Source organism: Thermovirga sp. (assembly GCA_012523215.1).
In the GTDB taxonomy this organism is placed as follows: Bacteria; Synergistota; Synergistia; order Synergistales; family Thermovirgaceae; genus 58-81.
The window spans coordinates 1-24,324 of sequence record JAAYIZ010000028.1 but is presented as its reverse complement, the minus strand read 5'-3'; the positions used below and the strand labels follow the sequence as shown (position 1 = coordinate 24,324).

Below are 24,324 nucleotides of genomic sequence, written 5' to 3'. Positions count from 1 at the left end.
TAGCGGCGTGAGGGTCAAGGACCAGGAGGAAATCGGGGGCAAGTTTTTTAAGGCTGTCGCCCAGGGATTTCAAACCCTTAAGTGTTTTCCCGGCCTGGGCTCCGGACCTGGCCGCTACTTCCGGAACAAGGATCGGCGCATGGGGCAGAAGGAACCCCATCGTCCACATGGCAATCCCTCCCGAAAGTTTTATAAAAGGCTCTTTTCATGTATTATGACAGCTAAAGGTAGTTTTTTCCATCAGGGCACCGTACCTTCGGGAAGAACACTCCTACCGACAGGTAAAGCGGTCCGCCCCCCGGGATAATAGGAGGGACTGGTGAAAAAGGTCAGCCAACAGGAGGGGTTTTCCTCCATAATTGGTATGATATCCGAGATCGAGAGCATGGTAGACCGTATCGGTTTACCTTCAAAAGCGCCTCCGGCAAGAGTGGGACCTACCGAAAGGGCGGTCTCGTGGGCCGTGGCCAATGTTCTGTCCCTGCCCCTGTCACAAGCCGCCAGGATCCTCCTGATATCGTCCCTCCTGGGAAGCGATGGCCGCGATGTCGATTGCCGTTTCAACGAACTGGCCGCCCTCTCGGGGCTTTCGGAGAGGACGGCCTACAGGGCTCTCAAGGAGATCAAGGAATCGGGCTTCTTCGAGATCCAGGTCACTCCGGGTAGCGGCGTCAGGATATCGGCGGGGTGGTTGTGGGATGAACCGCGGGAGGGCGCGAGGGAGTTTTTCCAGGAAAGGATGCCGTAAAAGAACTCCCGCCGCGGCTCCGGTTACTGGATGAACAGGGCATCGCCGAAGGAAAAGAAGCGGTAACGCCTCTCGATGGCTTCATCGTAAGCCCTCATGGCCAGCTCCTTCCCGGTGAAAGCGCAGACCAGCATCAGCAATGTGCTCCGGGGAAGGTGAAAGTTAGTGATCATGGCATCGATGGTCCGGAATCTGTAGCCGGGATAGTAAAAGGCATCGGTGCTGAATGAACCCGGCCGTACCTTTCCCTCTTGCGTCGCCCTGCTCTCGAGGGCTCTCACCACCGTTGTTCCGACGGCGATGACCCTGCCACCCGCATCCCTCGTCTCCTTGATGGCCGAAGCTGTTTCCCCAGGAACAAAACACTCCTCGCTATGCATCTTGTGTAGCCTGATATCCTGTTCTTTTACGGGTCTGAAGGTGCCCAACCCCACGTCCAGGGTTATCCAGGCCGTCCTGATCCCCCTTGAAGCGATCCCTTCGAGCAGGGAGGGAGTGAAGTGGAGGCCCGCTGTCGGGGCCGCCACCGAACCCTCCCGCGTTCCGTAGACTGTCTGGTACCTCTCGGCATCGATGAAGGGGTTGTGAACATAGGGAGGGAAGGGCATAGCACCGGACTCTTCCATCAGGTTCCAGACGTCGGTCTCCGGTGGGAAACGGCAAATCCTGGAACCCTGCCCGGCGCTCTCCCCGATGACGACCTCCACGCCCCTGTCGAGGACCAGGCGTTGTCCCGGCTTGACTCGCCTTCCAGGTCTTACAAGGGTCTCCCAAAGAACCGACCTCTTGCCTCCCAGAGGTTTCAACAGGAAAATCTCGATCGGTGCCCCTCCTCCTGCCTTTATGGCACTAAGCCGGGCCTTGACCACCCTCGTGTCGTTTAGCACCAGCAGGTCCTTCCGAACCAGGAGTTCCGCGATCTCCCTGAACACCCGGTGCTGGATTGTCCCCGAGGTACGATCCACCACCATGAGCCTCGAGGAGTCCCTGGGTTCGGCCGGGGTTTGAGCGATCAGGGATTCAGGTAGATCATAATGATAAAGGCTTGCGTCGTAAGGGTTTTTGATCCCGACGGGAGGCCCTTCGGGCGGGATCGAATCCTTTCGGGGTGACCGTTCCATGTCATTGGGGCATCCTGGAGAGTTTTGTCCCGGGGAAATAATGTTGCAGTATGCTCTTGAAATCCCAACCGGCTTCGGCGAGGCTTTTGGCGCCCCATTGAGACAGGCCCACACCGTGACCCCACCCGCGGCCGGAGAAGGTAACCCTGTCGCCCCCGAAGTAGGCACCAGGCGGGGGAGATGCCTGGGGAGGCACTCCTGCCCCACTCTGTTTTTCCAGGGCCTTCCTGAGGTAAAATCCCCTTCTTTCAGGCTTGACAAGCATATCCATTAATTCCTCGGTGTTGAAAACTCCCTCTTGGGTGAAAGCGATGAGTAATTGTTCATCCCTGGCGGTGAGGGGGGGACTTAACTCATCCACCGATCCCGAGGATCCGGCGGGGGCTTTGGACGATGGAGTGCCTGGAGGCTTCCCCCCGAGAGAGAAGAAGGTGCTCCTTATCTTGTCGGGTCCTATCATGGTCCTGAACTGGCTCGCCTTCATGGTGATCCGGCCTCCCGTTCCCGTCAGCGTCAGGTTCACGGCCCGTCCCGCGCTGTCCCTGGAGGAAACGGCCATTCCCGTGAGGCTCCCCAGGTTCACCCCTTTTGAGGCCAGGATTTTCTGTATTTCTAGAAGGCTCATGGTAGTTTGCCAGTTTGAGTAAGGCGACAGGTATTTCAAGGGTTCCGGTTTTCCTTTCAGGTAGGGTATGCTCGAACCCCATACGGAGGAAACATCGGCCGTGTGGCCGCCGCTGTCCGAGTGGTAAAAGGTGGCGGCATAAGCCCCCTGGTACTTCAGGATGATGCCCTTCGTCAGATCTACCGCTTTTGAGAGAACCCTGTCTTCGGCGTTCACTCCCCTGTAAACCTGGCAATGACTCAAAGCGCAGAGGTCGAAACCGCTGCTGCCATGCCGGTTCTTATTCCGGAGGGCATAGGTCCGAGCGATTATCGCCTGGGCTTTCAAGGATTCCATTTGCCAGGCAGGGTTCACTTCCATCTTGAGAACGCCCTTCAGGTAGTCCTCGATGCCTAACACGTTGACCACGTTGAAGCCTCCACCCTGCTGAGCCAGCCTGAAATGACCTCGATAGGGCCTGTCGTTCCATTTTAGGAGGGTGTTCCCGCTGATACTCACGGGAAGCTTCAGCGTCACTGAGCCTGCACGAATAACGCCGGGAGACACCGCTTGGACTGAAACACTCGAGCGGAAGGAAGCCTTGCCTCCCGAGGCGCTCTTGAGGGAGACCTGGCCACCGGGTGCGGAAAAAATTGCTTTCCTGTCCCCCATGGACAGACCCACCGAAAGGGTAGCTGGAGAAGCCCCGGCGGGAACCGACGAAAGCAGGATCAGTAGGGCGGTGAAAAGGGAAGCGATGAACACTCTTGAACCGGTACAGGGCATGATGACTCTCTCCTTCTCCAAGGCCTTCTTCTCCTTCAATCGGGTTCCCCGTCCTCTTCCGCGATCAGCGACAGGAGGCCCTGGTTGTTCATTCCCTCCTCGGGAGGTCTCCTTCCCAGGCAGGAAAATCCGTTGACCGTGGCTCTTCTGCCCCTCGGGGTCCTTTCGATGTATCCTTTCTGGATAAGAAAGGGTTCGTATATATCCTCTATGGTCTGGCTCTCCTCGTTCAGGGCAGCGGAAAGGGTGGATAGTCCTACCGGGCCGCCTCCGAACAGATCGATCAGGGCTCGGAGGTACCTCCTGTCCCGCTCGTCCATCCCCTCGGAATCGACACCTAGCATTTCCAGGGCGGTTTTTGCGAGGGCCGCGTCTATCCCGGGCGCGCATCTGACCTCGGCCACATCTCGGACTCTTCGTAAAAGCCGGAGCGCAACCCGGGGGGTGCCCCTGGCGCTCCTCGCGATCGCCAGGGCGGCATCGGAATCTATCTCCACCGAGAGCAGCCTGGAACCCCTGCTTACGATCTGCGAAATATCCTCCGCCGAGTAGAGCTCCAGTTGTTCGACTATGCCGAACCGGGCTCGGAGCGGAGAGGTGAGCAGCCCGAGGCGGGTCGTGGCCCCGATGAGAGTGAAGGGCGGTATCTGGAGCCTGATATTCCTGGCGAGGGGTCCCTTGCCGACGATAATGTCAAGGGAAAAGTCCTCCATCCCCGGGTAGAGAACCTCTTCGATCGCAGGCGAGAGGCGGTGGATCTCGTCGATAAAGAGGACGTCCCTGGGCTGAAGGTTGGAAAGAATGGCTGCTAAGTCGCCGGTTCTCTCAAGGGCGGGACCTGAAGTGACGCGGAGCCTCCCCTGCATCTCGTTGGCGATAATGCCGGCAAGGGTCGTCTTGCCAAGACCGGGAGGACCATAGAAAAGGCAGTGGTCCAGGGGTTCTCCTCTTTTCCGGGCGGCCTGGATGTAGATCTCCAGTTTTCCCTTGAGTTCGCCCTGCCCAATGAACTCATCGAGCCTCACGGGCCGGAAACCCGAAAGCTCTTCCTCTGGTCCCCCGCTATTGATAACGGGGTCGATATCATTGACGAAGTCCCTCAAAAAAACACCTCAACTTTTTTTCAATTCGGCCAGGGCGTCGCGCAGCAGCTGTTCCGGGCTCTCAGGATCTTTCAGCGCGAGGATTTTCGCCAAAGCCGGTCTTGCCTCGCTCCGCGCAAAACCCAGGGATCCGAGGGCTTCGTAAACGAACTGAACCGTGTCGGCCGACTCGGGAGAGACCGTGGAGACGAGGCTTTTGAAGCCGGAGTGCTCGATCTGCTGCCTTAATTCAAAGCATAGCCTCTCCGACGTCTTCTTCCCCACGCCGGGGACCTGGCACAGCAGGTGGCTGTTCCCGGTGGCTATGGCGTTGATTATATCGCTGAGGTCGAGGGTCCTCAGGATAGCCGTCGCCAGCCGCGGCCCGATGCCCCTGACCTTGAGAAGTAGTTGAAAAAGGACCCTTTCCTCCTCGTCGCTGAAACCGAAGAGCAAAGGCCCTGCCTCGCTGATCTGCAGCGACGTGAGGACTCTCATCGTCCGCCCCGAAACCGCGTCCCTCAGGACGCTCTTGGAGCAGAGGAGAAAAAACCCCAAACCACCCACATCCAGGCCTATACCGTCGGCCTCTATGACCGAAATTATGCCTTTAAGGCTGTGGAGCAAATTCAATCACCACTTTCCGTCTTCATCTGGAAATCCGATAAGGCCAAGCCGGTGAGTGCTATGGCAAGGGCATCGGCGGCATCGTCCTGGCAGGGAATGCTCTCCAGTCTCAAAAGTCGGAAAACCATTTTTTGGACCTGACTCTTTTCCGCCCTGCCATTTCCACATACAGCGAGCTTAACCTCCGATGGTTTTGGCTGAACCAGCGGGATCCCGTGTCTGGCGGCGAGAAGAAGCACCACGCCCCTGACCTGGAATACGTTCTCCGCGGTCGTGGTATTCCTGCCGAAGAAAAGGCGTTCCACGGACAACAGCTCGGGGCCGGTTCTTTCGATCAGGGGACGCAGCTTTTCATGGATCTGCAGGATCCTGGCCTCGACCGGCGTTCCGGGCTCCGTCTTGATACATCCGAACTCACCGGCCCTCATGACGCTTTTTTCTTCAATGACAACGCCGTAACCGAGCTTCCCCAAACCAGGATCTATCCCAAGGCAGACGCGCCGCATATCGATCAGCCGGCAATCTCTTCCATGATCTCGTCGGGGATATCGAAATTGGCGTAGACGTTTTGCACATCGTCATGATCTTCCAGGGTCTCAAGGAAGCGAAGCAGTTTCTCGGCCTCCTCTTTCTCCTGTATCGGCACCGTGTTTTTCGGCAGGTTGTCTATCTCTGAACCTTCTATGACGTAACCGGCTTCTTCCAGGGCTTCCCTGACCTCGGTCATGTTGGCCGGTTCGCTGTAAACGGAGTACCCCTCACCGTTGTCCTCGAGGTCATCCGCCCCCGCTTCGAGGCAAACCGCCAAGAGCTGTTCTTCGTCCAGATCTTTTCCGGAGATTCTGATCACGCCCGTGCGCTGAAAGATCCAGGACACGCACCCTACTTCTCCCAGGGAGCCGCCCGCCCGGCTGAAAAGGAAGCGCATCTCCGAAGCGGTCCTGTTCTTGTTGTCGGTCAGCGTATCGACGAGGATAGCGACCCCCCCGACACCATATCCTTCATAGGTGATCTCTTCGTAGGAGAGACCCTCCAGGTCGCCGGCGCCTTTTTTTATTGCCTTCTCGATGGTATCAACGGGAACGTTGGCCGCCCTGGCGCGCTCGACGGCTGATTTGAGGCGGTTATTCATCGCCGGATCGGGGCCGCCCTCCTTGGAGGCCACCATCACGGCCTTGATGTACTTCTGGAACTCCTTTCCCCTCTTTGCGTCCTGCGCTGACTTCCTGTACTTTATATTTGCCCATTTCGAATGGCCCGCCATTATTTTTCACTCCTGTTCCATTCAACTAGCTTTCTCGATCAGGCATACCGGCGGGAATGCCCTCTTGTGCGAAGATCGCTCGATGGCCCTTTCTATCACTTCGAGGCTACCGGGCGAGGCCTTGCCGCTGGCTATGTACCGGTCAATCTCGGGATAACCGACTCCCATTTCCCCTTCGTCGGTCTGGCCTGGCCATAGTCCAGCTGAGGGAGGTTTCTTTATGATATCCGGAGGCACTCCGAGCAACTTCGCTACCTGGTTGACCTCACCCTTGAGCAGGTCGCCCAGGGGCAGAACATCCACCCCGGAATCGGCGTGTTTTGTGAAATAGCCCATGGCCAGTTCCGCCCTGTTGCTCGTTCCGCATACGAGTAGACCCTTTTTTTGACCCAGGCAATAAAGGGTTGTCATCCTGAGCCTGGGCTTGATGTTGGAAAGGTGAATCCCCCCGCCCTCCGCTACATCTCGGGGGAGTGAATCGAGGAGGGCATCGTAGGCCTTTCCGAGGTCCACCCTGATCCAGGGAAGATCGAAGGCCTCCGCCACCTTCAGGGCATCGAGATGGTCTTCCTCCATGCTGTGACAGGGCATCATGACCGCTAGCATCTGGTCGCCGCAGGTCCTTTTGAGAAGGGCCGCGACCACCGCCGAATCGACGCCGCCACTCAGCCCGACGATCCCTCCATATTTTCCGGATTCGAGAATCTTTTCTTTCAACCAAGAAGAGATGGTATTCACGAGGAAAGCAGGATCTCGGTAAAATTCCATGAGGCCACGCTCCGAAAGTACCTATTTTGAAGGTTATCACAGGAATAATTCTAGCACAGGCATCCCTCAGGGCTTGTGATCCAGGGCGGTGACAGGGGAATATAGAAGCGGATTTCTGCCGCCCGTGAAGGGGAGTTTTTTTCTGATCCTGTCTACCAGGGATGGTTCGACAGACAGGGTGGCCGTCATCTCCCCCTCGTCGGGGCAAAGAGCGACCGTGGAGCCGTCAGGCCCATAGACGACAGACCGCCCGCCAAAGACCTGGCCTCCTCCCTCCCCGCAACGATTGCAGCCTATCACGAAGATCTGGTTTTCGATCGCCCTGGCCCGCAGGAGGATCTCCCAGTGATCGATCCTGGCCGAGGGCCATTCAGCGGGGATCACAATCAGTTCGGCTCCCGACAGGGCCAGCGCCCGGATAAATTCGGGAAACCTTATGTCGTAACATAGGGCTATAGCCGTAGGGACACCCATGAGGTCGAAAAGGAAAGGGGTCTTCCCGGTTTCAAAAAACAGTGGTTCATCCATCAGCGGAAACAAATGGGCCTTGTCGTAGGAACCCACGACCTCCCCCGAATCCACGATGAAAAAGGCCCGGTTGTACAACATACCGGAAGGACCGACCCAGGGCAGGCTCCCACCGACGAGGAAGAACCCCTTGTCGGCACAGGCCTCGCACATCATTTCCAGCGCAACAGGACTGGACAGGGCATGTTCCCTCAGCCTCGGGTTATCGTAGGAACAGGTCCACAACTCCGGGAGGACCACCAGTGAAGGTCCTTCGGGTATCTCCTCCAGGCGTTTTTTCATCCTGGCGATATTCTCGGAAGGGTTGCCCCATAGGACATCAGATTGGATAATATGGACCGTGAGTTCTTTCAAGGCCATTCTCCCTCGATCCTCGTTAGGAGGTGATATGTTGGACAAACTGGCAAGGTTCAGTATCTCTCTTCCCGCGCCCCTGCTTGAGAAATTCGACTCCTGGGTCGAGACACGGGGTTTCCGGAACAGGTCCGAAGCCTTGAGGGAGCTGATCCGGCGTTTTATCTCCGAGTCATGCTGGCAGGATGGCGAGAAGACGGTTTTCGGGACCGTCACTCTCACCTACGATCATCACTCCGGCGATTCGGCCCGGGAGATAACCAGCCTGCAACATGATTTCGGAGACCTAATAATCTGCTCAACCCATATCCATGCCGATCATCACCATTGTTTTGAAAGCGTCGTTTTTAATGGCAAGGCATCAAGGGTCAAGGAGTTCATCAGGCAGTTGAGCGGGTTAAGGGACGTCTCCAGTTCCGACCCGGTTATTACCACAATCCCCTAAGTCAAATAGACCTTTGGGAGGAGCATCTGCCGGTGACGACCGCCACCGTCAGATGCCTCACCCCGCGGGGGCGCATTTTCCCTTCTTTTTCCTGGGGTAGCCCTTGACCACTATAAGCGTTCGCCCACGACACTCGGGGCAACGCGGCTCCTGGTCCTCCTCGGCGAGTTCGAACTCCTTACCGCAGGAAGCGCATCGGTAGGTGGCCCTTTCGGCCATATCTCTCACTTCCTCCTGGTGGTTCTTTTCTTCTCGAAAGGGCAAACCTGAAGGGCTCGGCCTAAAGGTTGCCTATCATAGATACCATTATGGCTTTTATCGTATGAAGCCTGTTCTCCGCTTCATCGAATACCTTGGAGTTTCTGGATTCGAAGACCTCTTCCGTCACTTCGTTTCCTTTCACCGCCGGCAGGCAATGAAGGAAGATGCAATCGGCGTTCCCCGTGGATTTCAGGAGGTCGGTGTTGACCTGATAGGGCGTCAAAAGTGCCACCCTTTCGGCCAGCTTGTCCTCTTCCCCCATCGAGGCCCACCCATCGGTATAGATCGCGTTGGCCCCACTGACGGCCTTTCGCGGGTCTTCGAAAAATTCGATCGCGGCCCCTGTATCGGAAGCGACCGCCCGGCATTCCTCCACGAGGTCTTTTTCCGGGAAGAGGTCCCCCGGCGCGGCGATAGCGAAGTGGATCCCCATCTTGGCCGATCCGATCATCAGGGAATTGGCCATGTTGTTCCTTCCATCCCCGACATAGACCAGCTTCAGCCCTTTTAGTTTTCCCAGGTTTTCCTGCATCGTCAGGAAATCGGCAAGGATCTGGGTGGGATGATACTGGTCGGTGAGGCCGTTCCAGACGGGTACTCCTGAGTAAAGGGCCAGGTCTTCCACGACGGACTGTTTGAAACCGCGGAATTGTATCCCGTCGAACATTCTCCCCAGCACCTTGGCGGTGTCCTTGACGGATTCCTTGTGCCCCAACTGGATGTCGTCCTTTCCGAGGAATTCGGGTGACCGCCCTCGTCGACGCAGGCGACGGTAAAGGCGCACCTGGTCCTGGTGGAAGGTTTCTCGAAGATCAGGGCGATACTCTTGCCGGCAAGGGTGTCGCCTCTTATTTCTGCCCTTTTCTTCTCCTTCAGAGCGGCCGAAAGGTCAAGCATTTACTGGATTTCCTCGGTGGTGAAATCCTTCAGGGTCAAAAAGCTTCTTCCTTTGAGGTTGGTCGGCATGCTATCCTCCTCCTGTTGTCTTGTGGATTGCCCTCTCGTCCTGATCTAATCCCGCGTCAGGGGCATGCTCATGCACCGGGGTCCCCCCCTGCCCCTGCCGAGTTCTGCGCCCTTGATCTCGAAAACCTTTATCCCGTTGGCCTGGAGCACCCTGTTGGATACGACATTTCTTCTGTAGGTGATGACGACCCCGGGAGCGATTGCCAAGGTGTTGGTCCCGTCGTTCCACTGGTCCCTTGCGGCGGCGACGGGGTCTCCTCCCCCGGTCTCAATGAAATGGATCGAATCCAGTTTCAGCACTTTTTGTAGACAGTCTCCCAGCTTCTGGTGTTCGATGACGGATGTGATCTCCCCCTCGGGGGAGTATTCAAGCTGCCATATTCTTATATAGTCCTTTACTTCCGGGTAAAGGGTGAAAGCGTCATAATCCACCATGGTGAAGACCGTGTCAAGATGCATGGCCGCCCGGCTTTTGGGAATATCCACTGCCAGGACGGTCTTGACCCCAGCTTTTTCCGCGATCCTCTTGCCGACGATCTGCAAGGCCCCGGCTGCGGTCCTCTGGCTGATTCCGATAGCAACCACGGAGTCGGAAAGGACCAGGATATCGCCTCCCTCGATGCGGTAAGGGTAGGTATCACGGGGGTGATCCCCGAAAAGAAATTCGGTACCCTTGAAGTAGGGATGATTTCTGAAAATGTAACGGGCGTAGAGCGGTTCCTTCCTGCGGGCCTCGAAGGACATGACGCTGATTATTACCCCGGAATTGATGAATGAGTAGGGATCCCTCTGGAAATAGAGATTTGGAAGCGGATGGATCAGGAAATCCCGGTCACCCATCGCCCTCAGGACGAGGCTCCTGCACGGAGGAAGGATCTCCAGGGCTTCCGATTTTGTGAGGCCCGCGATGAGTATTTCGGCCAGATCGCTGGGGCTCGCTTCCATCAGAACACCCTTGAGGGCTGAGACCAGCGGGATATCGATCGCTTCCAAAGCGAGCACTTCGTCGAGGAGTGAATCCCTGACAGCATCTTCCCCGAGCACATGGGAGAGACAATTCCTGAAATAGACCACCTCCACGCCGTTGTCCCGAAGCAGGTCGGCGAAGGCGTCATGCTCCTTCTGGGCCTCTTCCAGCCAGAGTATATCGTCGAAAAGGAGCTCGTCCTTGTTATCGATGGTGAGGCGTTCCAGTTCCTTCCCAGGCCTGTGAAGCATGACCCTCTTCAGTTTGCCGACCTCCGACGATACGCAGAAAGAACCGTCTTCATTGGACACGGGTGACCCCTCCCCGTCGCTGTGAATTTGCTCCGAAGATTAGTATAAGCCATCGGCGACAAAAACCGGGCACAGGCCCATTCCACTCGAGTTCTCCCGATACCTTTCGCAGCCAATTAACTAAATCGGACGGATTTACGCGAAACGGGGGTAACGTTCCGGGATCTAAAAGAGGGTCCTCGGTATCCTCAAAAATTTTCTCTTCCCCACAAAATCAGGCACTCCCGGATCAACCCGGCGGCCAGGACGGAGGTGATGCCATTCAGGTCATTGGGGGGACTCACTTCGACAATATCAAAACCGATCACGCGAAGGTCTTTCATGAGAGAAAGAGCATGAAGGACCTCCCGCGCCGAAAAACCGCAAGGTTCCGGGGTTCCCGTTCCCGGGGCCTCGCCGGGATCGATGATGTCGATATCGAGGGAAAGGTAGACCGGTCTTTGCCCCAGCGTGGATATGATTTTCTCCAGGGGGGGCACCAGTTCGAGGGGGTAAAAGGAGGTGTTGGCCCTGCCCCACTGGTACTCCTCGGCCGACGCCGATCTAATTCCGAGCTGAAAAAGGAGGGAGGGGTCGGCGAGGCATCTCTCCGCGACCCGTCTCATGACCGTGGCATGGCTTTCCTCCGCTCCCCGGAAGCGGTCTCTCAAGTCCGCGTGCGCATCCAGGTGGATAACGGCGATATCGGGGTAGACCTGCGAAACCGCCTCCATCACGGGAAGCGTTACGAGGTGTTCGCCGCCCAAGGTAGCGACCTTTAGTCCCCTGCGGAAAAAGTTCAGCGATACGGCCTTTATCGAATCAAGGGACCGGGGCAGATCACCTGGAACGAGTTCGATATCCCCGATATCCGCAAAGGATACATTTTGAAGGTCTTCGAGGAGTTCGACGCTGAAAGTTTCCAGATGCCACGATTCCTTCCTGATGGAACGGGGTCCTGTTGAGGTCCCGTGAAGGCGGGAAACGGTCACGTCGAGGGGGGCGCCCTGTAGAACCCATGACACCCCTTTGAGGGACCTTCGGCTTCCAATGAACCGTTCCAAGGCTACTCGTTCCGTTCGCTGAGAAGTGCTTCCACGAAGGGGGGGAGCACAAAAGCCGCCCTGTGGATACCGCCGGAATAGTACTTGGTCCCCGCCGGGAGAACGCTCCTCGGTTCTTCCGGGTCATGGATCTTTGAGCCTGCCAGGTAGGTCCACATCCCCGTCGGGTAGGTGGGCATCACGCCCCAGTAAACCTTGACGATGGGGAAGACAGGCCTCATTGCCGAAGCGGACCCTGTCAATATGTCAGGATCTGTGAAGGGCGACTCGGTCTGGGCAGCCACAAGACCCTCGTCATTGAGCGCCCGGTGGACATCCCTGTAAAAAGGTTCCCTGAAGAGTCCCTCGGCAAAATCGACGGGGTCGGTGCTGTCGATAATGGCGATATCAAATTCCCCGTCCTTTCCCCTGACATATTCAAGGGCGTCCCTATTCAAAACCCTAACCCTGGGATCATCAAATCCCGCACTTAGTGAAGGGAAAAATTGCCTCGAGGCGTTTACGACCTCCTGGTCGATATCCACCAGGATCACTTCCTCGACGGAGGGGTGTTTTAACGCTTCCCGGGCGCTTCCCCCGTCTCCTCCCCCCACGATCAAGACGCGTTGAGGGTTTGGATGGGCCGTGAGGACGACATGGGCGAGCATCTCATGGTAGGTGAACTCGTCCTTTTCAGTTACCTGTATTGCGCCGTCGAGGGCCATCAGCCTTCCGTACTGGTCTGTTTCCACTACGAGGAGATGCTGGTAGGGAGTCTGGGTATTGGCCAGGACCCTGGTAATGCTCAGTCCCAACCTCAAATACCTCGTCTGGTACTCGGTGAACCAGATGTCATTGTGTCTTTTTTCCATCCCCCGGGTCCTTTTCTAAAAGGGAAAGAACAGCGGGCAACCGGCGAAGACGGTCCCGCATTCTCCCACGGCATGGTCGATCGCCTTGACCTTGACCTCCTTGAGGCCGAGGGAACGCATTTCAAAGGCTTCCCGGACCATCTCCTCGACCTTTATTGCTGCATCCGCTCCAGGGCAGAAACCCGAAAATTCGAAGATCATCCCGAAAGAATCGGGATCCTCGGGTATGCCCACACCGATCGAGGCGGAGATGGTCTCCCCGGGGACATCGCTGGTTATGGAGCCATAAGCGATCGGCAGAAGGGAACCGAAGGGCATCTTCAGGTCCGTTCTGAAGGAGCACCTCGGTGGAAGAACACTGCTGACGCGCAGGAGGTTCATATTACCGACTCCCGCGTCAAGAAGGGCTGAATCGAAGGCCGTCAGTTTCTTTTTCCCCTCACCACGACCCACGACAAGCGTAAAAAGTTCTGGCACGGGCAACATGACAGGACAACCTCCTCTCGTTTATCATTCCCAAAAAAGCGCATATCATTATATCGCTCGAAGGAGGGGTGTCAATCAAGGATATCGCCGGTGTCGCCTGACAAAAAACCCCTCTCCCTGCAGACCTCCAGGAACCGCGAGGGCAAGTCTCCGAAGTTGCTCGAACCGATGACCCTCCCGCCGGAGAAGATCACAATCCCTGAAGGCGTACCGGCAATGCCGATATCGGAATCGGCCGCTTCTCCCGGGCCGTTCACCTCGCACCCCATGACAGCGACCTTCAAGTCCTCCCTGAGGTCCGACAAGAGGGGCTCTATCACTCTTACCAGCGAATCCACGTCGATTCTCCTTCTGCCACAACCAGGACAGGAGACCAGTTCCGCTTCGAAACGCCTGATGTCCATGGATTGGAGGATCCTTTTGCCAACAACCACCTCTTCTCGGGAAGGGCCGGTGAGGCTGACCCTTATCGTATCGCCGATCCCGCTCCCGAGCAGCGAGGCCACCGCGACAGAGCTTTTTATTATGCCTCTTTGACCTGGTCCTGACTCGGTCAACCCGATATGGACGGGTTGGTCGAAGGCTGATGCCATCAGTGAATTGGCCCTCAGTGTCACCCTGATGGATGTTGATTTCGCGGAGAGGATTATGTCCTCGACGCCCCAGTCCAGGAGGAGTCCAGCCTGGTCAGATACGGCGTCGAAGAGCGCCTGGCCAGTATCACCGCTCGCCTGCTCAATTTGCGATCTCGAAAGGGACCCGGAGTTCGCGCCTATCCTTACGACCACCCCATGGTCCTTTACGGCGGAGCACAATTCCCTTATCCCTCGGCGTCCGCCCATGTTTCCCGGATTTACCCTGACGGATCGGCATCCGGAGGTGATCGCCCTTATGGCGAGGCGATGATCGAAATGGATATCGGCCATGACTTCAATCGGGGAATCCTCGATCAACCGGGATAATGCCTCGGAAAGTTCCATTCCGGGAAAGGCCACTCTGGCCAATTCGCAACCTTCATCCGCCAAGAGCCGGACTTCCTCAAGGCATCCCCGCAGGTCCTGAAGGGGGGTCTTGAGCATGCTTTCCACCCTTACCGGGAAACCGTTTCCTATCCCGAGGTCGCCCACCATTACGGACCTTCTGCCCATCGCTCGACTGCCCTCCCCTCCGGTTCCTACCTGGCCACTGGAAGGATCTTTACGAGGTCCTTCCAGGAGACAAAGATGAGCAGCAGTACCAGGAGAATGAAACCCGCGAGGTGGACCAGGTTCTCCCATCTCTCCGGAAGTTTCCTCCCCGTAACGATCTCTCCCATGATGATGAGGATCCTGCCTCCGTCGAGGGCCGGGAAGGGCAGGAGATTCAAAATGCCGAGATGGAGACTGATCATGGACAGAAAGGCAAGGAAGGTCCAAAAACCCTCCCTGGCCGCTTTCCCCGCCATCGAGGCTATCCCGACGGGGCCGGTGATCTCCACCTGGCCATGGCCCGTCGCCCATGACCAGATCCCCTTGACGATCTCGACGCTGAAACTCCATATATACCCCAGGGAGCTCGAAAGAGCCCGCTGGAAGGAGTACCTTTTCATCGAAGGTCTTATCCCCAGGAGCGGGACCTTGTACTCCTGGTCCAGGGGCACTTGGCCACGGAGCGAATGGATCGTGCCATCCCGTTCGAAGGTCAGCTCCAGGGGGCCCCGGGCGGCTCTTTCCCTTATGGTGGATGACAGTGTGGCCCAATCCCGCACGGTAACGCCGGAAACTTCTTTTATGACGTCCCCTGGCAGGAGGCCCATCTCTTGAGCCGGGTACCCTGCCATAATTTCCCCGATGCGGGTGCTCTCAAGGTCCATTATGCCGTGCCCCCATAGGAGCAACGCCGTGAAAAGGATCGCCAGGACGATGTTCGAAATCGAACCTCCTCCGAGGATCATCAGGCGTTTCCACGGTGACTTCTCGGCGAAGGACATGCCGGGCCGGATCTTTTCCTCTTCCTGCTCCTCCGACATCCCGGCCAGCCGGACAAAACCGCCGACCGGCACGGCCCTTATGGACCATATCATGCCCTTCCTCTTCCAACTGAAGAGGAGCGGCCCCATGCCGAAGGAGAACTCGTGGACCTGGACCCCCGAGGACCTCGCGGCCAGGAGATGGCCAAATTCATGCGATATAACACAGATCGCTATCACTAACACAAAAGCCAGCGCGCTCAAACCCATTATTTCATCCCTTTCGGGTCGTGAATTATCCGTCTAAACCTGCAAAACCCTTTCCTTTCCCCAGGCCACGAGTCCAAGGGCATCCTGCCAGGAACGGGGCCTATCACCGTTATAGGCCGTCAGCGCGCTCTCTATCCTCGGGCCTATCTCCGTAAAAGCTATCCGACCCCTCTTGAACAACATCACGGCCCCCTCGTCAGCCCCGATGAGGATCGGAGGATAGGCTCCGCCCAGTCGGCAGGCTTCCCTGGCAATAGCGAGGCAGGGGAACTTCCCTTCATCGGGCTCCATGAACTCCAGGGCAACGCCCGACAACTCCGGCGGGGCCAAGTTGGGATCGGGGTTGCCCAAGCGCCCCTCCGCCCCGAGAGCGGACAGGATCGCCAGTCTCATATCCGGCCTGGAATAGAGCATCTTGATCGATCCATCGATAAATTCGACCATGCCGTGAACAAGGGCCTGGGGATGGACCAGGGCTTTAATCTTATCGATGGACAGCCCAAAAAGATGGTGGGCCTCGATCATTTCGATCCCCTTGTTCATGAGGGTGGCACTGTCGATCGATATCTTTTTCCCCATGGGCCAGATCGGATGACGGCTCGCCCTTTCGAAGGAGACTTCCCGCAGATCCTCCATCGGTGTATGGAGGAAGGGGCCACCCGATGCGGTGAGATAGATCCTTCTCACCGACGAAGTCACTTCGCCCCTGAGGCACTGCCAGACGGCGTTGTGCTCGCTGTCCAGGGGTATGAGATTACCCCGGGTCATCGGCATGATCCATTCCCCCGCCGCCACGATTATCTCCTTGTTGGCAAGGTAGACTTTTTTCCCCTTTTCGAGAGCCAAAATAAGGGCCGAAAGAGCACCTGTCCCGGAAGAGGCGAAGACCACCTCTTCACAGTCGGGTTCTTCGATCATGGTAAGAAGCGCTTCCTCCCCACCCAGGCAGGTGAATTCCGGCTCTGCCATCCTGCGCAACCTTTCCGAGGACTCCCGATCGGCCAGGACAAGTAGATCACTTTCGAAATTTCTACCCAATTCAAATAATCCCTTGACGTTTTTGTCAGCGGCCAGGGCCTGGACCCGGAAAAGGCCTGGAAACAAGGAGCAGACATCCAGGACGGATCGGCCGACGCTACCCGTGGCACCTATGATGGAGATGTTCCTCGTCTTCATTGTTACCAGAGCACCCCGAAGACGAAAAACACCAGGACCGAGTTTACGAGGATGCTGTCGAACCTGTCCAGCATGCCCCCGTGGCCCGGTATCAGGTCTCCCGTATCCTTGATGCCAGCCTCCCTTTTGAGGAGGGACTCGGCCAGGTCCCCAACCTGGCCGAAGGTGCCGCAGAAAAGGGCAATGAGAATTATCGAAAAGGGAGCCATACCCCAATAATAGGCCAGGCAGCCGCCGCAGAGGAGGCTTCCGGTCAGGCCTCCGAGGAATCCCTCAACGGTCTTGTTCGGGCTGACGGAGGGACAAAGGGGCGTTTCTCCCCACCTGGAACCGACGAGGAAGGAAAGGACATCGCACGACCAAGTGCAGGCAAAGAGCGCCACCAGGAGGTAAGTGCCCCACATATGATCCCTGAGGACCACCAAGAAGGACCAGGGGAGAACGATGTAGAGTATCCCGGCCGCTGTGCCCCCTGAACTGGTGATCCCGTGGCTCTCATCCAGTATGTGCTTCCTCGCCACCTCAACGAAGAGAACAAGTATCGTAGACGCGGCCAGGAGGGGCAACAGCACCGCGGGGTCTTTGGAGTATACGGCAGCGAAAAGGGAAGAGACGCCGGCGCCGAAACCGACGACCCTGGAAACGTGCCCTTTTCGGCTGAGCATCCTGTAGAACTCTCCCAGGGAGACCATGCAGATGAGGAAGCAAAGGACGAACCAATAGGGGTTCCCAAGGTATATGCCTCCAAGGATCGCCAAGCCCAGTGCAAGACCGCTGGCTGAACGCACGATCAGCTCCCTTGGGAAAAATTTACCTCGATCCATATCTTCTCTCCCGAAGGGAATAATGCTCCAGCGCTTTCTGAAAGTCCTCTTCGCCGAAATCGGGCCAAAGGGTGTCGGTGAAAAAAAACTCCGCGTAGGCCGACTCCCAGAGCAAGAAGTTGCTTATCCTCACCTCTCCACTCGTCCTGACGACCAGGTCCGGATCAGGTATATCAGGGTTGTAGAGGTTGGCGGAGATCAATTCTTCCGTGATTTCCCCGGTAAAACCCTTCCGCAGCAGCCTGTTGATCCCGTCGACGATCTCCTGTCTTCCGCCGTAATTCAGGCAGGCCACCACCGTGAGGAGGTCCCCCCCGGCGGTGGCTTTTGCGAAATGCGATATTTCCTCCTGGAGGTCCCCGGCCAGTTGATCGATCCTGCCCGAAAAGATCATCCTTATCCTGTTTTGGATAAGTTCGTCCCTCTTAGACCTGAGATGGGACTTCAGCAAAGACAGGAGACCCTCGACCTCGGCCTGGGGACGTTTCCAGTTTTCCGTGGAAAAGGCGAAAAGGGACAGGAAATCCACTCCTGGCGTGGCCGCAGCTGCGCTTATAACCCTCTCCACGGCCCGGACACCCTCGCGATGACCGGCAAGGTGCGGGAGGCCTCTCCTCGCGGCCCAACGGCCGTTGCCGTCCATTATTATCGCTACATGGGAAGGTATACCAACCTTCCCCTCTACCGGCATTCCAGCCAACGATCCCTGACCTCCTGTATATCCGTCCACGTCAGATCCTTGGGGCCCCCCTTCTTCTTCGACTGGTTTCTCAGAAGAAAACTGGGATGGAACATGGGCATCACCTTTATCCCCTTCCAATCGAACCACTTCCCCCGCACCCTGGAGATGCTTTCGCCCGTCTTCAATATCCATTTGGTAGGCGTCGCCCCGAGGCAGACGAGGATCGCCGGGTTTATCAGGGCGATCTGGGCTTTCAGAAAATCCTCGCAGGCGAGCATTTCCTCGATCGAGGGGACCCGGTTGCCCGGAGGTCTGCATTTTACCACGTTGGTTATGAAGATATTCTTCCTATCGATGTCGGCGGCCTCGAAGATCCTGGTCAGTAGTTGGCCGGCCCTTCCCACGAAGGGGATACCCTGCTGGTCCTCCTCGAGCCCAGGAGCCTCGCCAACGAAAAGCAGGCGGGTGGACCTGTCGCCTTCACCAAATACGACATTCTGTCTTCCCGAAGCCAGGTGGCACTTTTCGCACTGTTTGGCGGCAGAGATAAGTCTCTCCCAGGCCTCGGACCTGTTGTCACGGGTGACCCCGCCCTTCGATCTCATTGGATATCAACCCCCACAAAGAAGATGTCCACACGGTAAACGTCCAGCCCCGTAATGCCCGAGACGGCCCGGGAGGTCCTGTCGCGGAGGTTTTTTCCCAAAAGGACCATCGACCTCTGCCCAGGGCTGAAAACCAGCTCCATCTGGATAGTAATTCCCCCGTTGGTAGGCTTGGTCTGCACCGACTCCACGAAAGAAACTTGGGCGGTCCTTTCGGCGATGAAGCGGGCCATCTGGTTTATGGCCTCCGGGTCTATGCTGACCTTGCCGAAGAACTTGAAAGGGGGGCGGACGATGGTCTTCTCTCCCTCCATGTGGTCGGAGTTATCGAAAAGGACCTTCAGCCTTCCCACCAGTTTTCCCGCGAAGTGTCTCCGCACCTGGATATGCGAAACGGGAATAACGTGTTGTCCCTTGAAGGACCTTTCCTTTTTCGCACGGGATATTTCCTGGGGGGAGGAAACATCCTCGATCCTTATGATCCTCTCCGGATCGGGCAGGCCCAAGTTGGCCAAGATCCGGGACACCATCCCCGACGAGGTGGCGATCAACATCACTGAACAGGGTTGAGAGTGGAAAAGGTATTCCACCACGGCCTTTCTGTGATCCAAGTACTCGAAAAGGGCTCTTCTTATAGCCCGGACCTGGTTTTTTTCGGTCTTGGCGCTTTTCCCCCGGACGATCTGCCCCTTTCGAATCAAGAGTCCATCATCGATGATAAAATCCACACCTAAATCCTGGGCCACCAATTGGGCTCTCTGGCTCTTCCCCGTCCCGGCGGGGCCGACGAAGGCAAAGACCCTGACCTCATTGAGGATGATCTTTTCGGTTCCCTTAACCAAGTTTCGCCAGCACCTTTTTCAACGATGACAGGAAGTAGTCGTTCTCCCCGGGCAACCCAACGGTAACCCTGAGAAATCCCTCCAGGCCGAGGTCGCTGGTCTTCCTCACGATCACCCCTTCACGCAGGAGGCCCTCGTAGACCTCATCGCTCTTCTTGTGCCTGACCAGGATAAAGTTCGCCCTGGTGGGCTCGGCGTGAACCCCGATCTCGGACAGGCTTCTGGTGAGCCTATTCCTCTCGGACAGGGTCTTCAGCCTGACGTCATTTATGAATTCGGCCTCGAGCAGGGCCGCATGGGCCGCGTACTGGCCTACCCTGCTCACTTCGAAGACGGGGTGGATCTTGTCGTAGGCGTCGGCCACGGTCTTGGGAGCGATAGCGTATCCCACGCGGAGGGAAGCCAGCCCATATATCTTCGAGAAGGTCCTCGTTATCACTACCCTGCCGATATCCCTGAACAATTCAATCCCCGACAGGTAACCGGGATTCTCCACGTACTCGGCGTAAGCCTCGTCAACGATCAGCAGGATCTGCCGGGAGTCAAGTTCATGGGCGAGGTTGATCATCCTTTCCCGATCCACGATCGTCCCCAGTGGGTTGTTGGGGTTGGACAGGACCACGGCCTTTGCGCGCCCCGCACAGGCTCCGATAATGTCCTCTATCTCCCAGGTACCTTCCTCGCGGGGAGGGACCTCCACGAAGGTTGCGCCCGAGGCTATCGCCGCTACCCGGTAGAGCGGATAGGTCGGCACGGGGCAGACTATTCCGTCGCCGGGTCCAATTATCGAATGAAAGAGAGTATGAAGGATGCCCTCGGTGCCTGCACCGATGATGATCTCTCCCACCGACACTCCCCACTTCCGGGCCAGGAGACGTCGGAGCCTGTACGATTGGGGGTCGGGATAGCGGTTTACGTTCTCCAGGCTTGTCTGGATCGCTCTTTCGACCGAATCGGGAAGTGGCCAGGGATTTTCGTTGGAGCACAGCCGGACCACCTTCTCGAGCCCCAGTTCCCTCTGCAGTTCGCCGGCAGGTTTACCGTAACGATACTTTCCTACACTGGAAAGGTCGTTCCTGATCAGATTTTTAAGCCATGCCAATTCTCATACCTCGCTTTTTTGTGTCGGTCACCATTTGAGGTCGCCGTTTTCCTCGGAGACGACGATCTTGACTTGGCCCCCGAGGCTCCTGATCTTTTCGTCCATCCTTTCGTAACCCCGCCAGATATGGCCGAGTCCGAAGAGGGATGTCTCATCCGGCGTTGAAAGCCCGGCGATCACGAGAGCCGCACCGGCTCTCAGGTCCGTGGCCCTCACATCGGCGCCGTTCAGGGACTGGACGCCGGAGACCACGGCGGTGTTCCCCTGGAGTTCTATATTGGCGCCCATCCTCTTCAGTTCACTCACATGGAGAAAACGGGATTCAAATACTGCTTCCTGGATGATGCTCGTGCCCTCAGCGATGGCCATGAGGGCGGTGAACTGGGGCTGGACATCGGTGGGAAAACCAGGATAGGGAAGTGTTTTAAGGGTTACGCACTTTGTAGATTCCCCCTGGAAGGCCCTGACATGGTCCTCCCCCGTTTCGATGCCGACTCCTGCTTCCTCGAGTTTGGCCGTAATAGCATCGAGGTGTTCCGGTATGACCCGCGAGACCGTGACATCGCCCCTCGTGGCCGCACCGGCTATCAGGTAGGTGCTGGCCTCAATCCTGTCGGGGATTATTTCTATCTCGCCTCCCTCCAGGTCGCCGGTGCCCAGGATATGGAGGGTGCCGGTACCGGCTCCATCAATCGAACAGCCCATGAGGTTCAGCGTCTCGATCAGGTTCCTGATCTCCGGTTCACGGGCGGCATTTTCAATCACCGTCTCCCCCTCGGCGTAAACCGCTGCCATGAGGAGATTCTCCGTGGCGCCCACGGAGGGAAAGTCCAGGTATATCTTTGAGCCCTTCAACGCGTTGGCGCTGGCATGCACCGCCCCATGGACGAGGTCGATATTGGCCCCGAGCCTTGCGAGCCCCTTGAGGTGAAGGTCGATGGGCCTGCTGCCTATGGCGCAGCCGCCGGGAAGAGGAAGTATTGCCCTTTTCGTCCGGGCAAGGAGGGGCCCCAGGACAAGTGAAGAGGCTCTCATCTTCCGGACCAGGGATTTTGGCGTTTCCCAGTTGAGTTCGTCCGGGACAAAAATACTCATCTCGTTATCCTGAAAATGCACATTCGCGCCCAAGTGCCTCAGGAGGTCCGCCATGGTGAAAATATCCTGCAGTTTCGGAACTCTCCTCAATCTGAGAGTTTTATCCCTCAGAAGCAGAGAGGACGCTATCACTGGGAGAGCGGCGTTTTTGGCCCCCTGTACGGCGATGGACCCTTCCAGGGGTTTGCCTCCGTGAATCAACATTTTGTAGTTCAAATGATCACCCCTCAAGGTCTATTGTATCAGGCTGCCCACCGGGTATATCGTGCCTGGTTTCTTGTAAGAAAAGCTCCTCCATCGATTGGACTATCTTCTCCGAGGCCTTCCCGGAGCCGAAGGGAAGCTCTCTCTTGGCGGGGTCGTGGGGAAAATCTTCCCGACTCCCATCCAGTGTCCTTCTAGCCGCATCCAGGATCCTTCCTGGCTCCGTCCCGACGAGAAGGGAAGTACCGAACTCCACGGCCTCGGGGCGTTCGGTCAACTCCCTCATGACCAGCGTGGGGACTCCCAAGACGGTTGTTTCCTCCTGGATTCCACCGCTGTCCGTAAGGATGAGATCGCTCCTTTTCATCGACCAGATAAAATCGGGGTAATCCAAGGGCTCGCACAGAATGACTCTCTTCTCTTCCGAAAGCATTTCACGGAAGACCCGCCTGACCTCCGGGTTGCGGTGCATGGGGACTATCGCCCATAGGTCCGGATTCTCCTCCATCAACCTGGCTACCGCGGAACAGATCCCCTCGAGGGGCTCGCCCCAGGACTCCCTCCTGTGAGCCGTAAGGAGCATTACCGGCGCCGAGGGAGGTATGGACGAAAGCGCATCGACCGATGGCGAGGTTACCTTGTCCGCGGCGAGGAGCAAGGCATCGATAACGGTGTTTCCCGTCCTTATCACCTTCGAGGGGTCGCATCCTTCACGGAGGAGGTTTTCCCTCGCCCCTTCCGTCGGAGCGAACCACCAACCCGCCACGCGGTCTGAAATGATCCGGTTCAATTCCTCCGGGAAGGGCAGGTTCACATTACCGCTCCTCAGGCCCGCCTCGACATGGCCTATCCGGAACCGCCGGTAGAAAGCAGCCAAGGAAGCCGCCATCGTCGTGGTGGTATCGCCATGGACGAGGACGAAAAAAGGCTTGATTTCCTCGAGAACCTCACCGACCTCTTCGAGCACCCTTGACGTAAGGTAATCCAGGCTCTGGTTCTCCTTCATCAGGGCCAGGTCCTTGTCGGGCTCGATGCCGAAGAAATCGAGCGGTTGTCTCATCATCGAGGTATGCTGACCCGTCGCGAGGACGTAAGGCTCAAGAAGAGCGCTCTCCTTGAGCTTCAGAATCACCGGGGCCATCTTGATCGCTTCCGGTCGGGTGCCGATGACGCAACAGACGACTCCCTTTACAGGCACCGGCCTTCGCTCCCTTTTCATGTCATCCTCCGTCCCAGGAGGATGACAGCCATCCAGAGGGAAAGGGCATGAAGAGAAACCAGGATGACCAGAACTGCAGAAAGGGACAGGCCCTTGTCGACCAGCAGGTGATGAAAATGTCCCCGGTCCGGCTGGAAAGGTGATGTCCCCCTTATCGCCCTTCGGACCAGGGAGAAAAGCGTATCCGCCACCGGCATTCCCCCGACCAGGAGCATGGCCAAAAGCCAAGGTAAGATCCCCTTCCCTTCGAGAAGGAGGGGAAGACCCCTCGAGAACTGGGAGACGCAGAGGAAACCAAGCAAGGTGCTTCCTCCATCCCCCAGGAAGGTCTTGGCGAAGGGATAATTCCAGGGCAAGACGCCCAGGGAAAGTCCAAGTGCGACGGACCACCACAACTCCCCGGTGAGATAGAGACCCGTCAAAGCCGTCAGCGAAAAAACCGCGAGGGAAAGGCCGTTGATGCCGTCCACCAGGTTATAGGCGCTGGTAGTTCCGCTTATCCAGAGTACGAGGGCTGCCTTCACGGCGGGCTGGACGGGAATGCCCCAAGCTACCGCCACCGCCGCCGCGAGGTGGACCGCCAGCTTCCACGATGGGGGGAGGGGGTGCATATCATCCATGTAACCGAAAAGGAACACCGCTGTCGCGCCGGTGGCGATAAGCCCGACATCGCCGCCAGGGTCGGAAAGTAGGATGGCAAAAAACAGGTAACCCACCCAAATGACTACCCCGGCGCCTCTTGGCGTGGTCGCGGGGTGCCTTTTCCTTCCGCCCGGCTCATCGACGATCCTGTACTGCCGCGACAAGAAGATCGAAAGGGGTGTCGCCGCCAGGGACCAGATCAGAAAGACCAGGAAAAAGAACGGTTTTTCCCACAATCGAGATTTCCTCCCTACCCTGTATGGGGTGGGCTACCGGGTCCCGAAAAGGCGGTCGCCCGCATCACCCAGGCCCGGAACGATATAGCCATGATCATCGAGATGGCTGTCAAGGGCAGCGGCGAATATTACCACATCGGGGTGCCTGTCGTGAACCTTTGCGACGCCCTCGGGCGCCGCGATAAGGCTGAGAAGGGATATCTTCGTTCCCCCCTTTTTCTTGACCAGGTCGATCGCGGCAACGGCGGAACCCCCGGTGGCGAGCAT

28 protein-coding genes and 1 pseudogene are annotated in these 24,324 nt (G+C 57.3%); 2 read left to right on the top strand and 27 right to left on the bottom strand.

All coding sequences use genetic code 11. The features are described 5' to 3' along the window. Nucleotides 1-169: hypothetical protein (locus tag GX108_00985; GenBank protein ID NLO55624.1), on the bottom strand; the 169-nt coding region annotated here is incomplete at its 3' end. Nucleotides 170-319: 150 nt separating this feature from the next. Here GX108_00985 and GX108_00980 point away from each other — a divergent pair. After that, nucleotides 320-748 (top strand): HTH domain-containing protein, encoded by a 429-nt coding sequence (locus GX108_00980; GenBank protein NLO55623.1) that lies wholly within the window; start codon nt 320-322, stop codon nt 746-748. 23 nt (nt 749-771) lie between these two features. Here the strand turns inward: GX108_00980 and queA are convergent, their stop codons facing one another. From queA to GX108_00940, 8 genes are all read right to left on the bottom strand, one after another. Beyond that, nucleotides 772-1,869, bottom strand: coding sequence for a tRNA preQ1(34) S-adenosylmethionine ribosyltransferase-isomerase QueA (queA, locus tag GX108_00975; protein NLO55622.1), 1,098 nt, complete (start codon nt 1,867-1,869; stop codon nt 772-774). A gap of 1 nt (nt 1,870) precedes the next feature. Next, nucleotides 1,871-3,280, bottom strand: coding sequence for a SpoIID/LytB domain-containing protein (locus GX108_00970; GenBank protein ID NLO55621.1), 1,410 nt, complete (start codon nt 3,278-3,280; stop codon nt 1,871-1,873). A gap of 14 nt (nt 3,281-3,294) precedes the next feature. Beyond that, the gene (gene ruvB, locus GX108_00965; protein ID NLO55620.1) at nt 3,295-4,341 is read right to left on the bottom strand and encodes a Holliday junction branch migration DNA helicase RuvB; all 1,047 of its coding nucleotides are present in this window, start codon (nt 4,339-4,341) and stop codon (nt 3,295-3,297) included. Nucleotides 4,342-4,371: 30 nt separating this feature from the next. Beyond that, nucleotides 4,372-4,974 (bottom strand): Holliday junction branch migration protein RuvA, encoded by a 603-nt coding sequence (gene ruvA, locus GX108_00960; protein ID NLO55619.1) that lies wholly within the window; start codon nt 4,972-4,974, stop codon nt 4,372-4,374. Continuing rightward, nucleotides 4,971-5,474, bottom strand: a complete 504-nt coding sequence (gene ruvC / locus GX108_00955; protein NLO55618.1) for a crossover junction endodeoxyribonuclease RuvC — start codon at nt 5,472-5,474, stop codon at nt 4,971-4,973. Before ruvC ends, ruvA begins: the two co-directional genes overlap by 4 nt. Before the next feature lie 5 nt (nt 5,475-5,479). After that, nucleotides 5,480-6,232 carry a YebC/PmpR family DNA-binding transcriptional regulator gene (locus tag GX108_00950; GenBank protein ID NLO55617.1) on the bottom strand — a complete coding sequence of 251 codons (753 nt, stop codon included), beginning with the start codon at nt 6,230-6,232 and terminating at the stop codon, nt 5,480-5,482. Nucleotides 6,233-6,253: 21 nt separating this feature from the next. After that, nucleotides 6,254-7,000: an NAD(+) synthase gene (nadE, locus tag GX108_00945; GenBank protein NLO55616.1), complete on the bottom strand. Its 747-nt coding sequence runs from the start codon at nt 6,998-7,000 to the stop codon at nt 6,254-6,256. Nucleotides 7,001-7,066: 66 nt separating this feature from the next. Next, a complete protein-coding gene (locus tag GX108_00940) occupies nt 7,067-7,882 on the bottom strand; it encodes a carbon-nitrogen family hydrolase (GenBank protein ID NLO55615.1) in 816 nt (271 codons plus the stop codon). Between the two features lie 34 nt (nt 7,883-7,916). Here GX108_00940 and nikR point away from each other — a divergent pair, with 34 nt between their 5' ends. Further along, complete coding sequence (gene nikR / locus GX108_00935) at nt 7,917-8,327, top strand: nickel-responsive transcriptional regulator NikR (GenBank protein ID NLO55614.1); 411 nt, start codon at nt 7,917-7,919, stop codon at nt 8,325-8,327. 57 nt (nt 8,328-8,384) lie between these two features. On the opposite strand, the gene GX108_00930 is transcribed toward nikR, so the two are convergent. From GX108_00930 to upp, 18 genes and pseudogenes are all read right to left on the bottom strand, one after another. Further along, entirely contained in the window at nt 8,385-8,546 is a 162-nt protein-coding gene (locus GX108_00930) for a hydrogenase expression protein HypA/HybF (GenBank protein ID NLO55613.1), read from the bottom strand. A gap of 61 nt (nt 8,547-8,607) precedes the next feature. Continuing rightward, nucleotides 8,608-9,554, bottom strand: a pseudogene (argF, locus tag GX108_00925) (ornithine carbamoyltransferase). A 45-nt stretch (nt 9,555-9,599) separates the two neighbouring features. After that, nucleotides 9,600-10,772 (bottom strand): arginine deiminase, encoded by a 1,173-nt coding sequence (locus tag GX108_00920; GenBank protein ID NLO55612.1) that lies wholly within the window; start codon nt 10,770-10,772, stop codon nt 9,600-9,602. A 248-nt stretch (nt 10,773-11,020) separates the two neighbouring features. After that, nucleotides 11,021-11,836, bottom strand: a complete 816-nt coding sequence (gene speB, locus GX108_00915; protein NLO55611.1) for an agmatinase — start codon at nt 11,834-11,836, stop codon at nt 11,021-11,023. Nucleotides 11,837-11,877: 41 nt separating this feature from the next. Continuing rightward, nucleotides 11,878-12,726, bottom strand: coding sequence for a polyamine aminopropyltransferase (gene speE, locus GX108_00910; protein NLO55610.1), 849 nt, complete (start codon nt 12,724-12,726; stop codon nt 11,878-11,880). A gap of 15 nt (nt 12,727-12,741) precedes the next feature. Beyond that, nucleotides 12,742-13,212, bottom strand: coding sequence for an arginine decarboxylase, pyruvoyl-dependent (locus GX108_00905; GenBank protein ID NLO55609.1), 471 nt, complete (start codon nt 13,210-13,212; stop codon nt 12,742-12,744). Nucleotides 13,213-13,283: 71 nt separating this feature from the next. After that, nucleotides 13,284-14,360 (bottom strand): (E)-4-hydroxy-3-methylbut-2-enyl-diphosphate synthase, encoded by a 1,077-nt coding sequence (gene ispG / locus GX108_00900; GenBank protein NLO55608.1) that lies wholly within the window; start codon nt 14,358-14,360, stop codon nt 13,284-13,286. 26 nt (nt 14,361-14,386) lie between these two features. Further along, complete coding sequence (locus tag GX108_00895) at nt 14,387-15,430, bottom strand: site-2 protease family protein (GenBank protein NLO55607.1); 1,044 nt, start codon at nt 15,428-15,430, stop codon at nt 14,387-14,389. Between the two features lie 33 nt (nt 15,431-15,463). Beyond that, nucleotides 15,464-16,606 carry a 1-deoxy-D-xylulose-5-phosphate reductoisomerase gene (locus GX108_00890; protein NLO55606.1) on the bottom strand — a complete coding sequence of 381 codons (1,143 nt, stop codon included), beginning with the start codon at nt 16,604-16,606 and terminating at the stop codon, nt 15,464-15,466. Nucleotides 16,607-16,608: 2 nt separating this feature from the next. Continuing rightward, nucleotides 16,609-17,430, bottom strand: coding sequence for a phosphatidate cytidylyltransferase (locus tag GX108_00885; GenBank protein ID NLO55605.1), 822 nt, complete (start codon nt 17,428-17,430; stop codon nt 16,609-16,611). Next, entirely contained in the window at nt 17,417-18,121 is a 705-nt protein-coding gene (gene uppS / locus GX108_00880) for a di-trans,poly-cis-decaprenylcistransferase (GenBank protein ID NLO55604.1), read from the bottom strand. The genes GX108_00885 and uppS overlap by 14 nt, the downstream gene beginning before the upstream one ends. Next, nucleotides 18,112-18,717 (bottom strand): uracil-DNA glycosylase, encoded by a 606-nt coding sequence (locus GX108_00875; GenBank protein NLO55603.1) that lies wholly within the window; start codon nt 18,715-18,717, stop codon nt 18,112-18,114. Before GX108_00875 ends, uppS begins: the two co-directional genes overlap by 10 nt. Beyond that, nucleotides 18,714-19,559: a hypothetical protein gene (locus GX108_00870; GenBank protein NLO55602.1), complete on the bottom strand. Its 846-nt coding sequence runs from the start codon at nt 19,557-19,559 to the stop codon at nt 18,714-18,716. The genes GX108_00875 and GX108_00870 overlap by 4 nt, the downstream gene beginning before the upstream one ends. Then, nucleotides 19,552-20,661, bottom strand: a complete 1,110-nt coding sequence (gene hisC, locus GX108_00865) for a histidinol-phosphate transaminase (GenBank protein ID NLO55601.1) — start codon at nt 20,659-20,661, stop codon at nt 19,552-19,554. Before hisC ends, GX108_00870 begins: the two co-directional genes overlap by 8 nt. Before the next feature lie 27 nt (nt 20,662-20,688). Beyond that, on the bottom strand, nt 20,689-21,960 hold the full coding sequence (murA, locus tag GX108_00860; protein NLO55600.1) for a UDP-N-acetylglucosamine 1-carboxyvinyltransferase: 1,272 nt from the start codon (nt 21,958-21,960) through the stop codon (nt 20,689-20,691). A 16-nt stretch (nt 21,961-21,976) separates the two neighbouring features. Next, the gene (wecB, locus tag GX108_00855; GenBank protein NLO55599.1) at nt 21,977-23,179 is read right to left on the bottom strand and encodes a UDP-N-acetylglucosamine 2-epimerase (non-hydrolyzing); all 1,203 of its coding nucleotides are present in this window, start codon (nt 23,177-23,179) and stop codon (nt 21,977-21,979) included. Then, on the bottom strand, nt 23,176-24,057 hold the full coding sequence (locus GX108_00850) for an undecaprenyl/decaprenyl-phosphate alpha-N-acetylglucosaminyl 1-phosphate transferase (protein NLO55598.1): 882 nt from the start codon (nt 24,055-24,057) through the stop codon (nt 23,176-23,178). Before GX108_00850 ends, wecB begins: the two co-directional genes overlap by 4 nt. A gap of 33 nt (nt 24,058-24,090) precedes the next feature. Further along, a partial coding sequence (gene upp / locus GX108_00845) for a uracil phosphoribosyltransferase (GenBank protein ID NLO55597.1) occupies nt 24,091-24,324 on the bottom strand: 234 nt, incomplete at its 5' end.